Annotated in this window: 17 protein-coding genes and 1 tRNA gene; 10 read left to right on the top strand and 8 right to left on the bottom strand. The window is 70.5% G+C overall.

Translation table 11 applies throughout. The features are described from left to right. Nucleotides 1–42: 42 nt before the first annotated feature. The 7 genes from D6682_08480 to D6682_08450 all read right to left on the bottom strand — a co-directional run bounded on the left by D6682_08480 (nt 43) and on the right by D6682_08450 (nt 5,244). Nucleotides 43–897, bottom strand: coding sequence for a biotin--[acetyl-CoA-carboxylase] ligase (locus tag D6682_08480; protein RMH49830.1), 855 nt, complete (start codon nt 895–897; stop codon nt 43–45). After that, entirely contained in the window at nt 816–1,658 is an 843-nt protein-coding gene (gene nadC / locus D6682_08475) for a carboxylating nicotinate-nucleotide diphosphorylase (protein ID RMH49829.1), read from the bottom strand. The genes D6682_08480 and nadC overlap by 82 nt, the downstream gene beginning before the upstream one ends. 3 nt (nt 1,659–1,661) lie before the next feature. Next, complete coding sequence (locus D6682_08470) at nt 1,662–2,132, bottom strand: low molecular weight phosphotyrosine protein phosphatase (protein ID RMH49839.1); 471 nt, start codon at nt 2,130–2,132, stop codon at nt 1,662–1,664. Between the two features lie 53 nt (nt 2,133–2,185). Further along, nucleotides 2,186–3,283 carry a flavodoxin-dependent (E)-4-hydroxy-3-methylbut-2-enyl-diphosphate synthase gene (locus D6682_08465; GenBank protein RMH49828.1) on the bottom strand — a complete coding sequence of 366 codons (1,098 nt, stop codon included), beginning with the start codon at nt 3,281–3,283 and terminating at the stop codon, nt 2,186–2,188. Nucleotides 3,284–3,297: 14 nt separating this feature from the next. Further along, complete coding sequence (locus D6682_08460) at nt 3,298–4,416, bottom strand: hypothetical protein (GenBank protein RMH49827.1); 1,119 nt, start codon at nt 4,414–4,416, stop codon at nt 3,298–3,300. 46 nt (nt 4,417–4,462) lie between these two features. Further along, nucleotides 4,463–4,900 carry a lytic transglycosylase domain-containing protein gene (locus tag D6682_08455; protein ID RMH49826.1) on the bottom strand — a complete coding sequence of 146 codons (438 nt, stop codon included), beginning with the start codon at nt 4,898–4,900 and terminating at the stop codon, nt 4,463–4,465. Nucleotides 4,901–5,168: 268 nt separating this feature from the next. Continuing rightward, nucleotides 5,169–5,244: transfer RNA gene (locus tag D6682_08450), tRNA-Thr, on the bottom strand. Between the two features lie 131 nt (nt 5,245–5,375). Here D6682_08450 and D6682_08445 point away from each other — a divergent pair. From D6682_08445 to D6682_08425, 5 genes are read left to right on the top strand one after another with little or no spacing between them, the layout of a single operon-like run. Next, nucleotides 5,376–7,514 carry a hypothetical protein gene (locus D6682_08445; protein RMH49825.1) on the top strand — a complete coding sequence of 713 codons (2,139 nt, stop codon included), beginning with the start codon at nt 5,376–5,378 and terminating at the stop codon, nt 7,512–7,514. Next, entirely contained in the window at nt 7,370–12,088 is a 4,719-nt protein-coding gene (locus tag D6682_08440) for an NAD-glutamate dehydrogenase (GenBank protein ID RMH49824.1), read from the top strand. Before D6682_08445 ends, D6682_08440 begins: the two co-directional genes overlap by 145 nt. Beyond that, nucleotides 12,085–13,170, top strand: a complete 1,086-nt coding sequence (alr, locus tag D6682_08435) for an alanine racemase (GenBank protein RMH49823.1) — start codon at nt 12,085–12,087, stop codon at nt 13,168–13,170. Before D6682_08440 ends, alr begins: the two co-directional genes overlap by 4 nt. Beyond that, complete coding sequence (locus D6682_08430; GenBank protein RMH49838.1) at nt 13,161–14,297, top strand: YbdK family carboxylate-amine ligase; 1,137 nt, start codon at nt 13,161–13,163, stop codon at nt 14,295–14,297. The genes alr and D6682_08430 overlap by 10 nt, the downstream gene beginning before the upstream one ends. After that, entirely contained in the window at nt 14,294–15,478 is a 1,185-nt protein-coding gene (locus tag D6682_08425; GenBank protein ID RMH49822.1) for an amidohydrolase, read from the top strand. Before D6682_08430 ends, D6682_08425 begins: the two co-directional genes overlap by 4 nt. A 10-nt stretch (nt 15,479–15,488) precedes the next feature. On the opposite strand, the gene D6682_08420 is transcribed toward D6682_08425, so the two are convergent. Continuing rightward, nucleotides 15,489–16,835, bottom strand: a complete 1,347-nt coding sequence (locus tag D6682_08420) for a DNA recombination protein RmuC (protein RMH49837.1) — start codon at nt 16,833–16,835, stop codon at nt 15,489–15,491. 184 nt (nt 16,836–17,019) lie between these two features. On the opposite strand from D6682_08420, the gene D6682_08415 reads away from it, so the two are divergent. The 5 genes from D6682_08415 to msbA all read left to right on the top strand — a co-directional run bounded on the left by D6682_08415 (nt 17,020) and on the right by msbA (nt 20,615). After that, nucleotides 17,020–17,544, top strand: coding sequence for a hypothetical protein (locus D6682_08415; GenBank protein RMH49821.1), 525 nt, complete (start codon nt 17,020–17,022; stop codon nt 17,542–17,544). Then, nucleotides 17,541–17,906, top strand: a complete 366-nt coding sequence (locus D6682_08410) for a hypothetical protein (protein RMH49820.1) — start codon at nt 17,541–17,543, stop codon at nt 17,904–17,906. The genes D6682_08415 and D6682_08410 overlap by 4 nt, the downstream gene beginning before the upstream one ends. A 70-nt stretch (nt 17,907–17,976) precedes the next feature. Beyond that, on the top strand, nt 17,977–18,357 hold the full coding sequence (locus D6682_08405) for a hypothetical protein (GenBank protein ID RMH49819.1): 381 nt from the start codon (nt 17,977–17,979) through the stop codon (nt 18,355–18,357). A gap of 89 nt (nt 18,358–18,446) precedes the next feature. Beyond that, complete coding sequence (locus tag D6682_08400) at nt 18,447–18,785, top strand: hypothetical protein (protein ID RMH49818.1); 339 nt, start codon at nt 18,447–18,449, stop codon at nt 18,783–18,785. 105 nt (nt 18,786–18,890) lie between these two features. Continuing rightward, a complete protein-coding gene (msbA, locus tag D6682_08395; protein RMH49836.1) occupies nt 18,891–20,615 on the top strand; it encodes a lipid A export permease/ATP-binding protein MsbA in 1,725 nt (574 codons plus the stop codon). Nucleotides 20,616–20,655: the final 40 nt, after the last annotated feature.

Here is a 20,655-nt window from a genome sequence, read left to right as displayed (position 1 = left end):
TGCGGCCCTCTTGGCCGCGGATGCCGGCCTCCCGGGCGGCCGTCATCCATCGACCTCCGCGGCGACGATGCGGTGGGTGCGCCCTTCGGCGTCGCGTACCAGCAGCGCGCCGTCGTCGTCGATGCCGACCGCCGTTCCCCGCCATGGCAGGGCGCACTCCTCATCCACCGTCACCGGCCGGGCGCCGCCGTGCGCCCGCCACCAGTCGTCGGCGATGGCGGGGAAGGCGTCGTCGGTGAGTTGTGCGTAGCGCCGGTCGAAGCAGGGGAGGATCCGCAGCATCCAGGCCGCCGCGTCGCACTGCACCACGCCGGCGAAGCGTGAGAGGGCCGCCGCCGGCCGTCGCAGATGGCCGGGCCAGCCGTCGACGGGAGGCTTGAGGTTGAGCCCGATGCCGACGGCGACGATCGGCCCGCCAGTGGGGGCGCAGCGCAGCTCGCTGAGGATCCCGGCCACCTTGCACCCTTCGATCAGGAGGTCGTTGGGCCACTTCACCCGGGCGTTGGCGCCGGCGGCCGAGAGTGCGTCGTGCAGGGCGAGCGCGGCGGCCAGCGAGATCTGCGGCAGCCGGTGGGGGTCGATCCGCTCCGGGCGTAACAACAGGCTCATCAGCAGGCTGCGGCCTGGATCGCCGATCCACTCCCGGCCGTGGCGCCCGCGGCCGGCGCTCTGCTGGCGCGCGGTGACCACCAGCCCCTCTGCGGCCCCCTGCGCCGCCTGCTGCAGTGCGATGTCGTTGGTCGAGGTGACGGTGTCCAGCGCCAGATGGCGCCAGGGGATGCGGCAGTCGGGCAGGGAGAGGGGGGTGGGGGCGATCACGACCGCAGCAGCAGTGAGAGATCGAGCGCCGGAGCGGAGTGGGTGATGGCACCGACGGCGATCCGCTCCACGCCGCACTCGGCGTAGGCGCGGACGTTCTCCAGCGTGATGCCGCCGCTGGCCTCGAGTCGGGTGGGGCCGCCGCGCGGCACGATGGCACGCGCCCGCCGCACCTCGCCGATCGCCATGTTGTCGAGCAGGATCAACTCCGGCGCCAGCGCGGCCGCCTCCTCCACCTGGGCCACTGTTTCGCACTCCACCTCGATCCACCGGTCGCTTCCGGCCGCGCGGCAGCGCGCCACCGCCGCACCGATCGAGCCGGCGGCGAGGATGTGGTTCTCCTTGATCAGGAAACCGCCGGCCAGGTCGGCGCGGTGGTTGCGGCCGCCGCCGTGGACCACCGCCGCCTTGGCCGCCGCACGCATTCCGGGGAGGGTCTTGCGCGTGTCGTAGATGGCGCAACCGGTGCCGGCGACGCGCGCGACGAAGCGGGCGGTGGCGCTGGCGATGCCGGAGAGGTGCTGCAGGAAGTTGAGCGCGGTGCGCTCGGCTGCCAGCAGGGATCGGGTGGGGCCGTGGAGCTCGGCCACGCGGGTCCCGGGGGCCACGCGCGCGCCATCTTCCACCAGCCAGCGGCAGTCGATGGCCGAATCGACGGCGTGGAAGCAGGCCGCAGCGATCGCGCAGCCGGAGAGCACCCCCGGCGCCTTGGCGACGATCTCCCCTCGGCTTAGCCGGCTGGGGGGCACCGTGGCCAGTGCGGTGATGTCGTTGTCGGCGGCATCCTCCCGCAGCGCCTGCCGGATCAGCGCGGCGGTAGGCTCATCGCAGGAGAACATGGGTCAGCGCGCCTGCGCCAGCAACGCTTCGATGATCGCGTGGGCGTTGTCGCGCAGCAGGCGGTACATCAACACAAACCCCTCCGGACCGCCGTAGTAGGGGTCGGGTACGTCCTCCATGCCGTTGCCGTCGGGCGCCTCGAAGCGACGCATCATCCAGACGCGCTCGGGCGGCGCGCCCATGGCCAGCAGCTGTTGGCGGTTGGCGCGGTCCATGGCGATCAGCCAGTCCCAGTCGGCGATCTCCGCAGCGGTGATCTGCTGCGCCCGGTGGTGCGAGAGGTCGAGGCCGAAGCGCTGCGCGGTCGCCGCCGAGCGGGGATCGGCGCCGCAACCGACATGCCAGTCGCCGGTGCCGGCCGAGGCGAAGTGGAACCGGTCGGCCACCCCCATCTCCTCGGCCTGCCGGCGGGCGATCGCCTCGGCCAGCGGCGAGCGGCAGATGTTGCCCAGGCAGACGAAGAGCACACGCAGCGGCCGCGCCTCCGCGGGGGGGGCTGCCCCGTCGGCTCCGCCGCGCCCGGTCGTCACCGCCGTTTGGCGGCACGCATCGCCGCCGCCCGCGCCTCGACCTCGGCGACGATCGTCTCGATCATCTCCGCCTCGCGCACCTTGCCGCAGCGTTCACCGTCGCGGAAGAGGGTGTGCTCCGGCTTGCCGCCGGTGATGCCGATGGCCGCCTCGCGCGCCTCGCCCGGGCCGTTGACCACGCAGCCGATCACCGCCACGTCGATCTTCTCGTGGATGTGGGCCAGCCGCCGCTCCAGCTCGGCCACCCGGCCGATCACGTCGAACTTCTGCCGCGCGCACGACGGGCAGGCGATCAGGTTGACGCCGCGATGGCGCAACCCCAACGCCTTGAGGATCTCGAAGCCGACGCGGACCTCGTGTTCGGGCTGGTCGGCCAGCGAGACGCGGATGGTGTCGCCGATGCCGTCGGCGAGCAGTAATCCCAGCCCGATGGAGGACTTGATCGTGCCGGAGAAGCGGCTGCCCGATTCGGTGATGCCGAGATGGAGCGGATAGTCGACCCGGCCGGCCAGCAGGCGATAGGCGGCCACGGTCATCGGGATGTTGCTCGCCTTGAGCGACACCTTGATGAGATTGAAGTCCATCTCCTCGAGGATGCGGATGTGTCCCAGCGCGGAGTCGACCATCGCCGCGGCACACGGCTCGCCGTACTTCTCCTGCAGCTCCTTCTCCAGCGAGCCGGCATTGACCCCGATGCGGATGGAGATCCCGCGCTCTTTCGCCGCGGCGACCACCCGTTCCACCCGGCTGCGTGCGCCGATGTTGCCCGGGTTGAGCCGCAGGCCGTGCACGCCGGCCTCCAGTGCGGCCAGCGCCATCTTGTAGCTGAAGTGGATGTCGGCGATCACCGGGATGGTCACCTGCGGCAGGATGTCGCGCAGCGCCCGTGCCGACTCCGGGTCGGGCACCGAGACGCGCACCAGGTCGGCACCGGCCTCGGCGATGCGCGCGATCTGCGCCACGGTGGCGTCGACATCGCGGGTGTCGGTGTTGGTCATCGACTGCACCGCGATCGGGGCGTCCCCGCCGATGGCCACGTCACCGACCATGATCTGGCGGCTCGTTCTGCGCGGTGCCACCACGCGATCCCGCATCGTCATGAGGTTGCCTATCTCCCCTTGTCGCTTCGGGCGCGCAACAGCTTGAGCCGTTCCTGCATCTGTTGTGCCCACTCCAGCGCCTTGCGGTACTCCTCGTTCTCCGGTGCCAGGGTGACCGCCTTCTTCCAGAGGGCGACCGCCCGGTCGAGCCGCTCCTCGCGCACCGCCTGGCGTCCCATCTCGGAGAAGCGGCGGGCCTGTTTGGCCAGTGCGGCGAGGATGGCGTCAGCATCCTCGCCGTGGCGCTGCTTCCAGGCCAGCGCGTAGCGGCGGGCCTTGGCCCACTGCCGGTCGGCCATCAGCCGGCGGATCTCCCGGGCGCTCTGCACCCGGATCTTCCGCCTGGGCGCTGCGTTGCGGCTGTTGACATGGTGGTGCGGCCGCTTGCGCGGCGGTGCAAGGCTGATCTCCTTCGGCAGGCGCTTTTTGGCCTCCTCCAGCATGCGCATGGTCGGGCCGTCGCCGGGGGAGAGGCGCAGCGCGGAGTGCAGGTAGGCCAGCGCCAGTTCAGGGAAGCCGGTGCGCAGCATCCTGGCGGCGTGGCTGTAGTTTCGCTGCGCCCGCTCCTCGATGGCGTCCCACCGCTCCTGTCGCCATTCGCTGAGCAGTCGGTCGTCGGCCAGCTCCCTGGGGGGGGTGAAGGCACGCGGCCGGCCGAGCAGTTGACGGTCTTCGCTCTGCAGTGTGCGGCGCAGCAGATCGAAGCGGAGCTGGCGGATCTTCATCTCCAGCAGGTGTTGCCGGCGCAGCCAGCGCTTCGGCTTGATGGAGAAGTAGGCCGCCTGACCGAAGTCGCGCGCGGCCAGCCGCCACTTGCCCGCCTTCTCCCGCGCTCGTGCCCGGTCGAGGTAGAACTGCAGCATCTTGCGCCGGGCCGGTTCGATACGCCGCACCAGCAGCCGCCGCGCCGCCTTGTAGTCGGGGCGCGTACGGTCCATGGCCATGATCTTGGCCCGCGCCTCCATCAGACGCCCCTGTTCGAAGTCGTGCAAGGCGTTCTTGTAGCTGTTGAGGAAGCCGAAGCTGGAGGGGTTCGCCCGTTCGATATGGCCCGATCCACCGCCGGTGGAGGCGCAGGCGGCAAGCAGCAACAACGGGGCGATGGCGAGCAGGCGGAATGGGCTCATTGCGGGCGTTGGCTCCTCCGGTTTCGCGGAACGTTGCTTCCGGGCGTCAATGCGAGAGATCGGCCAGCGTCGGGATGGCGCCGAAGCGGCGCATGGCGGCATGGACCCTGCGGATGTAGTTGCGGGAGCCGATGCTGCCGTTGTATGCGGCCAGCGCCGCATCCAGGGATTGGTAGCGGTCGAGGTAGTGGCGAATGATGGCACAGCCGAAGCGGATGTTCACATCGACGTCGAACAGGTTGGCCTCCGGTTCGCCGAACTGCTCGCGCCAGAAAGGCATCACCTGCATCAATCCCTGGGCGCCGGCGGCGCTGACGGCGAAGCGGTCGAAGCCCGATTCGACATACATCACCGCCAGCGCCACATCGGGGGGGATGCGGTAGTGGCGGCAGTAGACCAGCAGCCAGCGGGCGATCTCCTGGGCGAGGGGCGGAGCCACGCCGGCATCGCGCAGCAGGCCGGTGATGTCCCGCATCCAGACCATCCGGCCGAAGTGGCTGCCGGTTTTGGCGGGGCGGGGTGCAGTGGTCGCTGGCCGCTCTTGCTGCTGCCGTGGCGGCTGCGGGGCCGGTTGCCGCGGGTGGAGCCTCGTATCGAGGTGGTGCTGAATCGCTGCGATCAGCAGCAGCACGAGGAGGGTGGCTGCGGCCGGGAGGAGTGGCCGTGGCGGGGTGGTGCATCGCATCTGCGGGCGATCGCCCGATGATGGGATGCCGCTCTTCCGCACGGCCGTCACGGGGGCGGCGAGGAGCTGGAGCCGATGATCCGACTCGAACGGACGACCTGCTCATTACGAGTGAGCTGCTCTACCAACTGAGCTACATCGGCGGGGTACGGCTGCCGGACGTCGGGACGAATGGCGCCCATCACCGCACCGAAGGCTAGGGAAGGGGGGTGCCGGGAGCAATCGTGCCCTGCTCCGCTTGCGTCTTCTCCTGGGGAGGGGCTATGGTGGCGCGATGGGCGCTGCTGCATCGGGCCGGTGGGGCGTGGCCGGCGATCTCTGGGGCGGGATTTCGGCCGCCGCGCTGATCCTGCCGCAGGCGATGGCCTTCGGCATCGCCCTGTGGCTGCCGGTCCACGGCGACAGCGCCGCCGCCGCGCTGGCCGGCCTGCTCACCGCGGCGCTGCTCTCGGCCGCATCCGGGCTGGCCCGCGCCACCTGCGGGATGGTCTCGGCGCCGACCGGCCCGACGCTGGTGCTGCTCAGCGGGCTGGTCGCCGGATTGCAGGCGCACGGCCTCTCCGGCGACGCGCTCACGCAGGCGATGTTGTTCACGCTGGCGATGGCCGGTCTGTTGCAGCTGATCGTCGGCGCGCTCGGGCTGGGGGCGATCATCAAGTTCATGCCCTATCCGGTGGTCTCCGGCTTCATGACCGGCACCGGCATCCTGATGGTGCTGTCGCAGGAGAAGGCACTGCTTCCCTCGGCTCAGGCGATCGGCTGGCTGCCGCTGGCCACCGCCGGTGTCACGCTGGCCGCGATGCACTGGCTGCCGCGCTACGTCCGTGGCGTGCCGGCGACGGTGCTCGGACTGGTGGCGGGGACGCTCTTTTTCCATCTGGTGCGGTTGCTCGCCGGCTGGGAGGTGCGGCCGTCGTGGGTGGTCGGCTCCCTGCCGCCGCTGCAGATCGAGGGGCCGGCCGTCCCGTCGTGGCAGCAGGTGTGGCAGATGCCGTGGACCATGATGGCCCTATCGGCGGCGGCGCTGGCGCTGCTCGCCTCGCTCGATACCCTCCTGACGGCGGTGATCGCCGATGTCGCCACCGGCTGCCGCCACGACGCCCGGCGCGAGCTGATGGCGCAGGGTGCGGGCCATCTCTGTGCCGCGCTGATCGGCGGCATGGCCGGGGCGGGGACCACCGGCGCCACGCTGGTGGCCATCGAGAGCGGAGGGCGGCGCTGGTGTGCGCTGGTCACCGCCCTCTCCATCATGGTGGTGGTCTTGCTGCTGGCACCGCTGGCCGCCTGGCTTCCGGTCAGCGTCTTCTCAGGCATCATCATCCATGTCTCGCTCTTCGGTATGCTCGACGGGGAGATCATCGAATGGCTCAAGCGCCGCAGCGCCCGCCTCGATGCAGCCATCGCCCTGGTCGTCGTGGCGGTGACCATCTACTACGACCTGCTGGCGGCGGTGGCGGTCGGGGTGGTGCTGGCGGTGGTCGAGTTCCTCCGCACGCAGGTGGGGCGCAGCGCCATCCACCGACGTTGGGGGCTGGGCGAGCGCAGCTCGCTGCGCAACCGGCCGCGAGCCGAACGCGAAGCGATCGCGCGCCTGGCCGATCATGCGGCCGGCTACGATCTGCAGGGGGCACTCTTCTTCGGCAGCGCCGACAGCCTCTACGGCGCGATCAGCAGCGCGCCGGAGCGTTTCGTCATCCTCAGCCTGCGGCGGGTGTCGCAGGTCGATCTGACTGCGTTGCACATGATCGGCCAGATCGCCGGGCTGCTGCGTGGGCGGGGTGGGGCGCTCCTGATCAGCCATGCCGGCGGGCGGATGGAGCTGGCCCGCTGCAAGGGGCGGCAGCATGCCGGGGTGGTGCCGTTCCACGCCGGGGAGCCCATCGCCACCTTCGCCCAGACCGAGGATGCCATTGAGCATGTGGAGAATCTGCTGCTGCAGGAGGAGGGGATCACCCCCTCCCACCACCAGGCGCGCTGCGCGGTGCGTGAGGCCGCCCTCTTTTCCGGGCTCAGCGACAAGCAGTTCGCCCGCGTCGTGCCGCTGCTCACCCACCGTCGCGCCGCCGCCGGCACCTACCTGTTCCGCTGCGGCGATCCCGGCGATGCGCTCTGCGTGGTGCTGGCCGGTGAGGTGGAGGTGCTCCTGCCCTACCGCAAGAAGAAGCGGATGCGGCTGGCCGTCTGTGGGCCGGGCATGGCGGTGGGCGAGGCGGCCTTCCTCCATCCCGGGCCGCGCACCGCCGATCTCAAGGCGATCAGCGACGTCGAATGGGTCGAACTCGCCCACGGCGATCTGCTCGCCCTGGCCGATGCCCATCCGCGGCTGGCGATGACGCTGGTCACCCGGCTGGCGAGCGAACTGGGCGCGCGGCTGGCCGCGGCCGACGCCATGCTGCGCCGCCTGGCCGCCTAGATTCATGTCGTCGCGCTTCCATCGGCGGTGGCGGTCGGTATAGTCACGGCATGCGTTCGCTGCGCCGCCAACTGATCGGGTTGCTCGATGCCGAGGGCTTCACCCCCGGCGGCGGGCCGGCACGCTGGCGCCTCTCCGCCCGGCTGCTGCACGGCTGCTGGCGGCTGCTCGCCTCCGACGCGGCGGTGGCGACCGACATCTCCACCTTCAGTTGCGGCAACTTCCACCGCCATCTGCTGATCATTCGCTGCCCCGACCAGGCCTTCTACTACGATGCGGTGCGCAACTATCTGCACCAGCGCGACATCGGGCTGCTCGAACAGCAGACCATCACCCTCAATATGCGCCGCGATGCGTCGGGCGCGCGCCGTCTGCAACCGGCGCAGCCCGACGCCGCCGACAACCTGATGCTGATCGCGTTGCACGTCTCGGCGACGCTGGTCAAGGAGGTGGAGCGGCTGGGGCGCGATCTGCAGGCGGTGCTGCGGGCGGTGGAGCTATCGGTGCGCGACTTCGACGCCATGCGTCGGCTGGTCGCCACCGCGGCCCGGGCGCTGCTCAGCAGCCATCCCGATCAGGCCACGCTGCTCGAGTGGATGCTCGATGAGAAGTATATCTTCTACGGCGTCGTCGGCGACGGTCTCCGCCTGGGGGTGCTCGGCGACGGGGCGTTGATGGAGCGATTGGCCCCCGGCCTCTCCGGGCAGCTGGCGCTGACCGACTGCTGCGATCGCATCGGTGTCCACTGGTGGCAACTGCCGGCCACCCACAACCACCTCTACAGCGCCAGCCTGGTCGAGGTGGTGCAGCTGGTCTGGCGGGAGGGAGAGGAGGAGTGGTTGCACCGCGCCACCCTGCTCGGCCATTTCTCGCGCAGCGCCCGCCATTTCAGCGCCAGCCGAACCCCACTGCTCAAGCCGCGTTGGCAACGGCTGCTGGCCGCGCCGTTGTTGCGCCAGTCGGCCTTCTACCGTCGCGAGTTGCGCACCCTCTTCGACCGGGTACCCAAGCCGATGTTGCTGGCCGTGCCGTCCGAGCAGTGGCTCCAACCTCTGCGCGCCATCGTTGATCTGGCCGATTCGCGCAAGGTGGTGGTCAGCCGGTTGCACCCCGAATGGGGGATCGTCGACTACCTGATGGTGACCATCTCCAGCTCCCGCTTCGGCCCCAACGTCACCGCCCACATGCGGACGGCGCTCGCCGGCCTCGGCCTGCGGGTCGAAGGGATCAACAGCTTCGGCGTGGCCAGCTACCGGGTTCTCTTCTTCGCCTGCGACAACCGTGCTCCTGCCCGCTGGCCGGAGATCGACGAGATCCGCGCCCGGCTGGCCGACTGCATCACCTTCTGGTGGGACCGCGCCCGCGACGCACTGCTCGAGTTGGGCGACCGGGTGGTGTTGCCCGAGGCGCTGGCCCTGCTCGGCCGCTCCTCCCCCCGCTACCGCGAATGCTTCCCTCCTGAGCAGTATGCCGAGGATTATCTCGCCTTCCGTCGGATGCGCGAGGATCGCGCCTGCCGGGTGCGCGTCCGGCGCGACGACGGGCGGCTGGTGGTGCAGATCCTCTCCCCGACCGAGCTGGCGCTGGGGGCGCTGGTCGAGCGGGTGCAGGCCTTCGGGCTGGTGGCGATGGACGAGATGGTGGCCACGCTGGGCGAGGGAGAGGAGACGATGGTGGTCAGTCAACTCGGCTGCCGTCCCGAGGGGGGGCGTCGGGTGACCCGCGATGCGATCGTCCGTCTGCAGCATGCGCTGGCCTGCGTGATGAACGGCACGCGCGACCACGATCCGCTCAACGCGCTGCTCATCTCCGCCGGGCTGGATATCGACCAGATCGCGGTGATGATCACCCTGCGCAACTACCTGGTGCAGATCGAGCGTGAGGCGGCGGTCGGCCCGCTGACCCAGACCATGCTGGAGTACCCGGCGGTGACCCGGGCGCTCTTCCGCCTGTTCGAGGCGCGCCACCGGCCGGCGATGCCCGCCACCTACGGCGCGCAGGCGCAGCTCGAGTTCGACCGCGCCATGGGCGAGGTGCGCAGCCTGGCCCACGACCGCTGGTTCCGTGCGCTGCATACCCTCATCTCCGCCTCCCTGCGCAGCAACCAGTGGACCCGCCGCCCGGAGGAGCCGGTGGTGATCAAGATCGACGGCCAGCGTCTCCCCTTCGGGCCGACGCCCAGGCCGTGGCGCGAGATCTTCGTCCACGGCACCCATGTCGAGGGGGTCCATCTGCGCGCCGGTCCGGTGGCCCGCGGCGGGCTGCGCTTCTCCGACCGGCCGGCCGATTTCCGTACCGAGGTGCATGAGTTGATGGTCACCCAGACGGTGAAGAACGGCCAGATCGTGCCTACCGGCGCCAAGGGGGGGTTCGTGGTGCGCGGCGGCGAGGGGGAGCCGTTCGTGCGGGCGCAGTACCGCGTCTTCGTCGACGGCCTGCTCTCGGTCACCGACAACCTGCTCGCCGGCGAGGTGGTGCCGCCGGTCGGCATGGTGGTGCCGGAGGAGGACGCCGGCGACTACTACCTGGTGGTCGCCGCCGACAAGGGGACGGCGCGCTACTCCGACGAGGCCAATGCGCTGGCCCGGGCGCGCCACTACTGGCTGGATGACGCCTTCGCCAGCGGCGGGCGCCACGGCTACGACCACAAGGAGGTGGGGATCACCGCCCGCGGCGCCTGGGTCTGCGCCGCCCACCACTTCCGCAGCCTGGGGATCGACGGCTACCGCGATCCGATCACCGTGGTCGGCATCGGCGACATGAGCGGCGACGTCTTCGGCAACGGCATGCTGATCAATCCGGCGATCCGGCTGATCGGCGCCTTCAACCACCGCCACATCTTCATCGATCCCGCTCCCGATCCGGAGCGCGCCTTCGCCGAGCGTCGGCGGCTCTTTCGCGAGGCGGGCGGTTGGGATCGCTACGATGCGTCGGCGATCAGCGAGGGGGGCGGCGTCTTCCTCCGCTCGGCCAAGTCGATCCCGGTCAGCGACGCCATGCGCCGTCTCTTCCGCCTGCGCGGCGACGCCGTCTCCGGCGAGGCGCTGATCCGGGCGCTGCTCGCCGCCAGGGTCGATCTACTCTACAACGGCGGCATCGGCACCTACATCAAGGCGGCGGCGGAGAGCCATGCCCAGGTGCGCGATCCAGCCAACAACGCCGTGCGCATCGACGCCGAGCAGGTCCAGGCGCGGGTGGTGTGCGAGGGGGGCAATCTGGGCATCACTCAGCAGGCGCGCATCGTCATGGCCGGTCGCGGGATCCTGCTCAATACCGACGCCATCGACAACGCCGCCGGCGTCAACATGTCCGACCACGAGGTCAACCTCAAGATCCTGCTGCAGTTGCGCTGGCCCGGTGCGGACGGGGCGGCGGCGCGCAACCGCAGCGTGGCACGCCAGACCGAGGCGGTGACCCGCATCTGCCTCGACGACAACCGCGATCAGGCGCAGGCGCTCACCCTGGCGGAGATCGAGGCGCGGGAGTATCCGCCGCGGTTGATCCAGCTGCGTGATCGGCTGGCCGACGAAGTGCGGCTCGACCGTACCCTGAGCGACGAGCGCACCCTCGCCCTGCGGCCGCAGTTGGCGCTGCTGCTCGGCTACGAGAAGAACCGGCTGCACGAGGAGCTCAACCGCGCCCGTTTCTACGCCGACAGCGTCTTCGCCGATCGGTTGCTGGCCGCCTCCTTCCCCGCCGCGCTCGCCCGCCGCCTGCGCGAGTACCTGCCGCACCATCCGCTGGCCGCCGATCTGGTCCACACCCAGGCGGCCAACCGGGTGATCAACCAGTTCGGCATCACTTCGGTGAGCCATCTGCAGTCGATGGTCGACGCGCCGGTGGCGTCGATCGTGCAGGCGCTGCTCATCGCCGACGCCCTGCTCGACGGCGAGCGCATCCGCCGGGCGGTGTGGCGGCAGATCGGCCAGTGGCAGCGGGGGCTGGCGCTGCTGCGCGCCATGCAGGAGCAGGTGCTGCTGCTCGCCGAGGAGCTGTTGCGCATCCATCCGGTGATGGAGGTGGAGGAGCGCTGGCTGCAGCGCAGCCGGCGCGGCATCCGTGCGCTCTTCGCCTCGCTCGACCGGAGCAGGGTCGAACTCTTCGTCACCAGCCGCATCTGGCACCACGACGAGCTGGTCGAGCTGGGGCTGGAGGAGGAGCTGGCCCGGCGGCTCGGCGCCTGGCCGCTGCTGGCGCGCAGCGCGGTGGCGGTGCATCTGGCCGGCGACGGCTGGGCCCTCTCCCGGCTGCTGGCCGCCAACCATGCGGTGCTCTCGCTTTTGCCGATGTTGCAGCTGGAGGCGCCGCTGCGCACCACCGAGTGGGCGCTGGGGGCGGCGCATGCGCTGCGTTGTGAATGGCTGCAGCGCCTCTCCGCCATGCGCTGCCACGCGGTGCTCACCCTGTTGCGCCACGGGCGCGGCGGCTTCGAGGAGATTGGCCGCCGTCTCTGGCACGGCCATCCGGCCTGGCCGATGGTGGAGCGGCGTCCGCAGGGGGAGGGGTGCGACGAGAAGCTGGAGCTGCTGCTGGCCCTGAGTCGGTTGCAGAGCGTGGTGGAGGAGGCGGGATGAGCCGGCCGGTCACGGCCCGCATGGAGGGGGCGGCGCTGCAACACAACTACCGGTTGCTGGCCGGGCTGACGCCGGAGGCGCGGCTGATGGCGGTGGTCAAGGCCGACGGCTACGGCCACGGCCTGGAGGGGGTGGCAGGGGCGTTGTGGGATGCCGGCTGTCGCGATTTCGCCGTCACCGACGCCGAGGAGGGGGCGCGGCTGAGGTCGCTGCTGCATGCGCGGGAGGAGGAGTGGGGGGAGCGCGCGTCGGTGACCCTCTTCTCCGGCCTGTTCGACGACGAGGATGCCCGGCTGGTGGTCGCCCACGAGCTGGCGCCGGTGATCCACAGCCAGGAGGAGGTGGCGCGGTTGCGTCGCGCCCGCTTCTCCGGTGGCCTCTGGCTCAAGGTGGAGACCGGCATGAACCGACTGGGAGCCGACCATGTTCGGCAGTTGCTTGACCGCTGCTACCGCTGCCGCTGGCCGGTGCGCGGGCTCCTCTCCCATCTGGCCTGCGCCGATCTGCCCGAACATCCGCTCAACGCCCGGCAGATCGAGCGCATGCGCAGCCATCTCAATCTGCTCGGTCCGGGGCTCTCCGGCTCGCTGCTCAACAGCGCCGGCATGGTTCACTTTCCCGAGGCGGCCTTCGATGTGGTGCGGCCGGGGATCGCCCTCTACGGCAGTCAGCCGGTGGCCGGCGGCAGCCTCGACCTGCGGCCGGTGATGCGCCTGGAGGCGGAGATCATGCAGATCCACCGGGTCGAGGCCGGCGGCGCCGTCTCCTACGGCGCCGAGTATGTCGCCACCCGGCCGATGCGGGTGGCGGTGGTCGCCGCCGGCTACGGCGACGGCGTGCCCCGCCGGCTGGGCTGCGTCGGCGGGGAGGTCTGGTGCGGGGGGGAGCGTTTCCCGATCGTCGGGCGCGTCTGTATGGACTACACCATGATCGACGTCACCGGCAGTACGCTCAGGGTGGGGGACCGGGTGCAGTTCTGGGGTGACGGGATCCCGGTGGATGCGGTGGCGGCGCGGTGCGGTACGATCGGCTACGAGCTCTTCACCGGGGTCAACCGGCGGGTGCGGCGTCTCTGGAGCTGAGCTTCACCCCCTCGCGCCCCGGCTCGCTGGGTGTGGAGCTGGAGTGGATCACCGTCGACGCCGACCGCGGCGGACAGGTGCCGGCGGCGCCGGCGCTGCTCGCCGCCCTGCCCGAGCGGCTGCGGCCGCGGATCAAGGCGGAGCTGTTTGCCTCGACCCTCGAGATCAACACCTCCATCCATCAACGGACGGATGCCTGCTTCGCCGAGCTGGCCGAGTTGCGCCGCTGGGTGCTGGCACAGCCGCAGATGGCCCGGGTGGGGCTGCTCGCCGCCGGTACCCACCCCTTCTCCCACTGGCGCGCGCAGCAGGTGAGCGACGATCCGCGCTACCACAAGCTGTTGCGCCGCATGGGGTGGATGGCGCGCCGTTTCAACATCTTCGGCATGCATGTCCATGTCGGTACCGGCAACGGCGCCCGCTGCATCGAGGCGCTCAACGCGCTGCTGCCGGTGATGCATCTCTTCCTCGCCGTCTCGGCCAACTCTCCCTTCTGGCACGGCGACGACACCGCGCTGGCCTCCTGCCGGATCAAGGTGTTCGAAGGGCTCAGCCAGGGCGGCATGCCCTTCTATTTCCGCGACTGGGACGACTTCGCCGCCTGTGTCGCCCGGCTGGAGGCGACCGGCAGCATCGATTCGATCCGCGAGATCTGGTGGGAGATGCGCCCCCACCCGGACTTCGGCACGCTGGAGGTGCGCATCTGCGACATGCCGGCCACCTTCGAAGATGCGCGCGCGCTGGTGGCGTGGATCCGCGCCGAGGTGATGACCGCCGCCGCGGGCAGGCGGGTGGTCGATGGTCGTGTCCACCCCTCGCTGATTCGCGAGAACCGCTGGCGCGCCTGCCGCTACGGTCTGGCCTCGCGGGTGATCGACCCGGCCTCCGGTGCGGTGGAGCCGCTGGTCGATGCGGTGGCTGGGCGGCTGGCGTGGCTCGATCGCTGCGGGGAGGCGCAGGCAGAGGATCTGGAGCTGCTGGCCCGGGCCTTGCCGCGCTGGCGGGAGGGGGAGGACGGCGCCCGGCGGCAGCGGCGGCTGCTGGCGGCCTGCGACGGGGAGATGGCCGCACTGGTGCGGCGGATGCGGCTGGAGGATGGCTGGGACGGGGAGGTGGTCGTCGGGTGACGAGGCGGCTGCGGATGGTCGATCTCGATGCGGCGGTGGCCGCGGCGATGGCGCGGGTGGAGGAGGTGCGCAGCCAACTCCACCGTCGGCCGGAGCTCTCCGGGGAGGAACGACACAGCGCGGCACTGATCGCGGCGCAGGGGCGGGAGCTCGGTCTGGCGGTGGAGGAGGGGATCGGCGGATTCGGGCTGCTCTGCCGCCTCGACGGCGGCCACGGGAGGACGGTGGCGCTGCGCGCCGACATGGATGCGCTGCCGATCGATGAGGCGCCGCGCCCTCCGGGGGCGCCCTGCTCGCAGATCGATGGGGTCTCCCACGCCTGCGGCCATGACGCCCACAGCGCCATGCTGGTCGGAGCGATGGAGGTGCTCTGCCGGTTGTCCGATGCGCTGCGCGTCGATGTCGCCTTCATCTTCCAGCCGGCAGAGGAGATCACCACCGGTGCCGCGGCGATGATCGCCGACGGCGTACTGGAGCGCTGCCGCCCCGAGCGGATTCACGCACTCCACGTCGCCCCCCATCTTCCCGTCGGGGTGATCGGCTGGCGCAGCGGGGTGATGTGCGCGGCGGCCGATCTGTTCGAGGTGGAGCTCAGGGGGACCGGCGGCCACGCCGCCCGGCCGCACCACACGGTCGACGTGGTGCTGGTCGCCTGCCAGATGATCCAGGCGCTCCACCTGCTCCCCTCGCGGGCGATCGATCCGTTCCATCCGGTGGTGTTGACCATCGGGCACATCGCCGCCGGCCATGCGGCCAACGTCATTCCCGACCGGGCCGGTTTCTCCGGGACGGTGCGCAGCCTCGACCCCGAGGTGCACGAGCTGATCCGTGCGCGGATGGACCGCACCATCCACACCATCGCCGAGCAGTGGGGAGCCGAGGCGCGTTTCACGCTGGAGCGGGCGGCGCCGGTGCTGGTCAACGACGCAGGGGCGACGGAGGATGCCTGCGGCCTGCTGACACGCTGGCTGCCCGATGTGCGGTTGTGCGAGATCGACCGCCCTTCGATGGGGGGGGAGGATTTCGCCGAGTTCCTGCGCCGCGTGCCCGGCTGCCTGTTGCGGCTGGGCAGTGGCGGGGCGGCCGAGTACGCCTTTCCGCTGCACCACCCCCGCTTCGCCATCGACGAGGCGGCGTTGCCGATCGGGGTACGGGCGTTGGCGGCGCTGGCTCTGGAGTGAGCCGCCCGGGCTAGCCCTCCGCACGCTCCTCCGATGCCTTCGCCTCTTCGACCAGCGCCTCGGGGAGCGACCGTCCTCCCGGATCGACCCCCAGCTCCTTGAGCATCTCCGCCTGGCGGATCACGTTGCCGCGGCCGGTGGCCAGCCGCTTGTGCGCCTGTTCGTAGGCCTTGTGCGCCTCGTTCAACCGCTCTCCCACCCGTTCGAGATCGGCGACGAAGTTGGCCAGCCGGCGGTAGAGCTCGGCGCCGCGCTGGGCGATGCGCTCGGCGTTGCGCTGCTGCTCCTCCTGGCGCCAGACGGCGGCGATGGTGCGCAGCATGGCCAGCAGCGTGCTGGGGCTGACGATGACGATGCGCTCTTCCCACGCCCGTTGGAAGAGGGTGGGGTCGTGGATGGTGGCGGCCATGAAGGCCGGTTCGACCGGCACGAACATCAGCACGAAGTCGAGTTGCGCACCACGGTGGTGGCGCTGGTACTCCTTCGAGGCGAGCGCCTTGATGTGCTGGTTCATCGCCGCCACGTGGTCGCGCAGGGCGGCGGCGCGCGCATCCTCGTCCTCGGCCGTGACATAGCGCTGGTAGGCGATGAGCGAGAGCTTGGAGTCGATGATGATGTGGCGATCCTCGGGCAGGTGGACCACCACGTCGGGCAGCAGCCGCCGGCCCTGATCGTCGTGGGTGGCGCTCTGGGTCTCGTAGTTGACCCCCTTGATCAGACCGGAGTATTCCAGGATCTGCTCGAGCATCATCTCGCCCCAGTTGCCGCGCGTCTTGGCGCTCCCTTTGAGCGCCGTCGCCAGGTTGTCCGCCTCTTCGCTGAGGCGGGCGTTGGCCTGGATCAGCTTGTCGATCTCGTTCTTGAGGGAGTGGCGCTCACGCGCTTCGCGCTCGTAGCTCTCCTCCACCTTTTTGCGGAACCCCTCCAGCTGCTCGCGCAGCGGATCGATGATGCCGCCCAGCGAGGATCGGTGCTGCTCGACCAGCTTGCGGCTGTTGTGGTCGAGGATCTCGCCGGCGATCGCCTTGAAGCGCAGGGCGAGCTGCTCCTCGCGCCTCTGTTGCTCATCCGCCGCTTCGGCGGCGCGACGCCGCTCCGCGGCCAGCTCGGCGTCGAGCCGTTCGGCGCGCAACGCCAGCTCGCGGTTCTCCGTGCGCAGCCGCTCTTCTTGGCGGCGCAACTCGGTGATCTCCTGGCTTTGCACACGATTTTGTTCTTCCAGCCGGGCGAGGGCGGCGACCATGCGGTCGCGCTCCGGGTCCCCCGGTGTCGGCTGTGGGCGTCGACGCCAGAGAAGGGCGGCGACCACAGCGAGGGCGGCGATCGCCGTCAGGGTTAGGATCAGCGCTTCGGGCATGATATCGAAGATCGAATCGCAAAACGTCCTTCCATGGACGTGGAACGATCCGATCATGCTATCGGCGTGGAGGTGGAGCGGCAACGGGGCGGGCGGGTGCGTCCGGTGTGTGACGACGGTAGCATGGCGCTCCCGATGCGGGGCCGTCGGCCTCCCGGGCGGGGCGACGGCCCCGGGGCGGGGCATGGTGCGGGGCGGAGACCTGAGCGATTCCCTGCAGGGTGCGAAGGGCGGGGAGCGCTTCGAGCTCCGTGAAGCCCGAATCTCCATGGACGGAGCTGTTGCGATCGAGATCATGAACGACGAAGCGCAGCGGGATGATGCGGCGGTGGAACCACCGGCTACCCCGGTTCGGCAGGAGTGGGGCCGGCTGCCGGAGGACCACTTCGGCTACGCCAGCGACGAGGAGCGTATCGCCCGGCGGGGGCTGGAGGATTGGGAACTGGTCGAGCAGATCCCCAAGGGGCAGAAGCGGGTGCCGCGCTGGTTCATCGCGGTCGTCTTCGGCGTCGGGCTGGTCGCCTTCACCCTGACGCTCCCCTTCTGGGGCGATCGTCCCGATCACCCGCGTCCCTGGTTCACCTGGGGCCACCTGCTGGCGGTGGTCTACTTCCTGATCGGGGCCGGCTTCATCCATTTCATGATCAACCAGTTCGCGCCGGCGGAGAAGGAGGATGACCCGTCCCAGGGTGGGGAGAGGTCGTCGTGACGCCGCTCCGCCTCTGGTTGCCGCTTGCGCTGTTGCTGGCCGCCTGTTCGTCGCAGGGCGGCGGGGATGAGGGTGGCGGCGGCGCGCCGGCCGCGCCCCGGGTGGTCGGTCAGTCAGGAGCCCAGCCGGCGGATCACACCGCCGCGCCCCGGGCGAAGGTCGATCCGGGGCTGGCCGCGCTTACGCGCAACTGTTCGGCCTGTCACGCGCCGCCGCGGGCGAAGCGGCATACCGCGGCGGAGTGGCCGCAGGTGGTGGCGCGGATGGAACTGCACCGGGTGCAGCGGGCCATGGGGCCGATCCCCCCCGCCGACAAGAAGGCGCTGCTCGCCTGGCTGGTCCGGGGCGCGAAGAAGCAGTGACGTCGGCCTCGCGAGGAGTAGCGATCGTGGCGTCGGCGTTCCGGAGGGGGCCGTCGCGGGTGGATCGCTGATGCGCCGCGTTGCCGCGCTGCTGCTGGCGCTGCTGCTTCCGGCCTGCGGTGCGGAAGAGGCCGGTTGGTCCCCCCCGCCGCAGCGCTGGCAGGATCTCCTCGTGCGGGTGGAGAGCCGTCCCCCGGTGCCGGTGGCCGGGATGAACGAGTTCCTGATCATCGCCAACCATCAGCGGCGCGGCTTCATCAACGACCTCATCGTCCGGATCCGCACCGACCATTCGCAGTGGCGCCAGGCGATCCCCGACGGGGCGCTCGGGGTCTACCGTCGGGCGCTGCCGGTGGCCGATCCGCGGAGCGAACATCTCTATGTCCGGCTCGAACGCAACGGCCGGCGCGGCCGGCTCACCTTCGACCTCGCACCGTCGCCCGGCCGGTGAGCAGGCGACGGCGCGTGGCTGCCTCTCCGCTCCCTTCCGTCGATCCCCGTCTTCCGCGGAGCAGGACTCCCCTGCGTTGGCGGGCACCGATGCTCGGCTGGCTGTTGCTGGCCTCGCTCCTCCCCGTCGATGCGGCGGCCGCCGCATCCGGCGGTGACCCCGCGCGCGGGCTGGTGATCGCCCAGATCCGCTGCCGGGCCTGCCATTTCCTCCACCGCGCGCAGCGGCGGATCGGTCCGGGGCTGCTCGGAGTCTATGGTCGGGCGCCGACGATCGACGGCGTGCCGTTCGACCGCTGGGATGCAGCGGCGCTCGACCGCTGGCTGCGCAACCCGCGTGCGGTGAAGGTCAACACCACCATGCGGTTGCCGCCGTTGCGCGGACGCGACCGGGCAGACCTCATCGCCTGGCTCCGGGTGAACCGTTAGCCTCGCTCGGGGCCCGGCCGTCATCGCCCGTCTGTCGCCCGCCATCTCTTTCACCCGCCTCCTCCGCCCCAGCCGGGGCGGCGGGGGGAGTTGTCGGAGCGCGGGATGATCTACCACCGCCTGCTCGGGTATCTGCGCCCCTATCTCGGACGTCTCTTCACCGCCGTCGTCTGCATGGTGGTGATGTCCGGTTGTGTCGCCGCGCTCGCCTGGCTCTTGCAACCGGCGCTGGACGACGCGCTCGCCCCCGGCCACCACCGCTACATTTATCTGATTCCGCTCGGGGTGATCGTGCTCTACCTGGTCAAGGGGGCGGCCTACTACGGCCAGACCTACCTGATGGGGTGGGTGGGGCAGCGGGTGATCCACGATCTGCGCAACCAACTCTACCAGCGGATCACCGAGCAGTCGCTGGCCTTCTTCAGCCACCGCAAGACCGGCGAGCTGATGGCCCGCATCAGCGCCGACACCCTGCTGGTGCAGGGGGCGGTGACCACCGCGGTCACCTCGCTGATGCGCGACGCCCTCTCCGCTCTCTTCCTGCTCGGGGTGGTCTTCTATCAGGATTGGCTGCTGGCCACCATCGCCTTCACCGTGCTGCCGCTGGTCGTCTATCCCATCGTCCGTTTCGGCCGCAGGATGCGCAGCGCCACCTTCGACGGGCAGGCGGCGCTGGGGGCGATCTCCTCGTTGGTCGAGGAGACCATCTCCGGCATCCGGGTGGTCAAGGCATTCGCCATGGAGGAGTACGAGAACCGCCGTTTCCGCCGGCTCACCGCCGAGTTCTTCCGCTGCCAGATGCGGGTGATGCGGGTGCAGGCGCTCTCCTTCCCGATCATGGAGCTGCTCGCCGGCTTCGGCATCGCCGGGGTGCTCCTCTACGGCGGGGTGCGCATCTCCAGCGGCGCCACCACGCCGGGGGCGCTGGTCTCCTTCCTGGCGGCGCTGATCATGCTCTACGAGCCGGTCAAGCGGCTCTCCAACGCCAACAACGTGATCCAGCAGGGGATCGCCGCCGCCGGGCGGGTGTTCGAGGTGATGGATGCGCCGGTGGCGGTGCGGGATCCGGAGCGGCCGGTGGCGATGGCCCCCTTTTCCCGCGCCATCGCGCTGGAGGGGGTGTCGCTGCGCTACGAGGGTGATGCTCGGCTGGTGCTCGACGGCATCGATCTGACCGTCGAGTATGGTCGGGTGGTGGCGCTGGTCGGCAGCAGTGGCGCCGGCAAGAGCTCGCTGGTCAACCTGATCCCCCGCTTCATGGATCCGACCGAAGGCCGGGTGACCATCGACGGGGTCGATCTGCGTCGGCTGTCGCGTCGGGCGCTGCGCCGGCAGATCGCTCTGGTCACCCAGGAGGTCGTGTTGTTCAACGACACCGTGCGCAACAATCTCGCCTACGGCTTCGACCAGGTGGACGAGGAGCGGCTGCATGCGGCAGCACAGGCGGCCAACGCGCACGACTTCATCATGAAGCTTCCGCAGGGCTACGACACCCTGATCGGCGAGCGCGGTGTGATCCTCTCCGGCGGGCAACGGCAGCGGCTGGCGCTGGCGCGGGCGCTGTTCAAGGATGCACCGATCCTGATCCTGGACGAGGCGACCAGCGCGCTCGATTCCGAATCGGAGCGGCTGGTGCAGCAGGCGATCGACCGGTTGATGGCCGGGCGGACCACCATCGTGATCGCCCACCGGCTCTCGACCATCCGCCACGCCGACACCATCGTCGTGCTCGACCGCGGGCGCATCGTGCAGCAGGGGCGGCACGAGGAGCTGCTCGCCCGGGGCGGGCGCTACCGCGAACTCTACGAGCTGCAGTTCGCCGATGGATGACGACTTCGCAAGAAGTCGGCATCCGCGGCCAGGACGGCCG

The sequence above is a fragment of the Zetaproteobacteria bacterium genome (genome assembly GCA_003696765.1).
Lineage (GTDB): Bacteria > Pseudomonadota > Zetaproteobacteria > Mariprofundales > J009 > RFFX01.
The sequence above is the reverse complement of the archived record's forward strand: the minus strand, read 5'-3'. Positions and strand labels throughout refer to the sequence as shown.

Bases quoted from the DNA above. Each gene is read 5' to 3' on its own strand.
- D6682_08440 (RMH49824.1), top strand. From the start codon at position 7,370: ATGGGTCGAACTCGCCCACGGCGATCTGCTCGCCCTGGCCGATGCCCA.
- D6682_08465 (RMH49828.1), bottom strand. From the start codon at position 3,283: ATGCGGGATCGCGTGGTGGCACCGCGCAGAACGAGCCGCCAGATCATG.
- D6682_08455 (RMH49826.1), bottom strand. From the start codon at position 4,900: ATGGTCTGGATGCGGGACATCACCGGCCTGCTGCGCGATGCCGGCGTG.
- D6682_08400 (RMH49818.1), top strand. From the start codon at position 18,447: ATGCTCGGCTGGCTGTTGCTGGCCTCGCTCCTCCCCGTCGATGCGGCG.
- nadC (RMH49829.1), bottom strand. From the start codon at position 1,658: ATGTTCTCCTGCGATGAGCCTACCGCCGCGCTGATCCGGCAGGCGCTG.
- D6682_08415 (RMH49821.1), top strand. From the start codon at position 17,020: ATGGTGCGGGGCGGAGACCTGAGCGATTCCCTGCAGGGTGCGAAGGGC.
- D6682_08460 (RMH49827.1), bottom strand. From the start codon at position 4,416: ATGAGCCCATTCCGCCTGCTCGCCATCGCCCCGTTGTTGCTGCTTGCC.
- D6682_08405 (RMH49819.1), top strand. From the start codon at position 17,977: ATGCGCCGCGTTGCCGCGCTGCTGCTGGCGCTGCTGCTTCCGGCCTGC.
- alr (RMH49823.1), top strand. From the start codon at position 12,085: ATGAGCCGGCCGGTCACGGCCCGCATGGAGGGGGCGGCGCTGCAACAC.
- msbA (RMH49836.1), top strand. From the start codon at position 18,891: ATGATCTACCACCGCCTGCTCGGGTATCTGCGCCCCTATCTCGGACGT.
- D6682_08445 (RMH49825.1), top strand. From the start codon at position 5,376: ATGGGCGCTGCTGCATCGGGCCGGTGGGGCGTGGCCGGCGATCTCTGG.
- D6682_08420 (RMH49837.1), bottom strand. From the start codon at position 16,835: ATGCCCGAAGCGCTGATCCTAACCCTGACGGCGATCGCCGCCCTCGCT.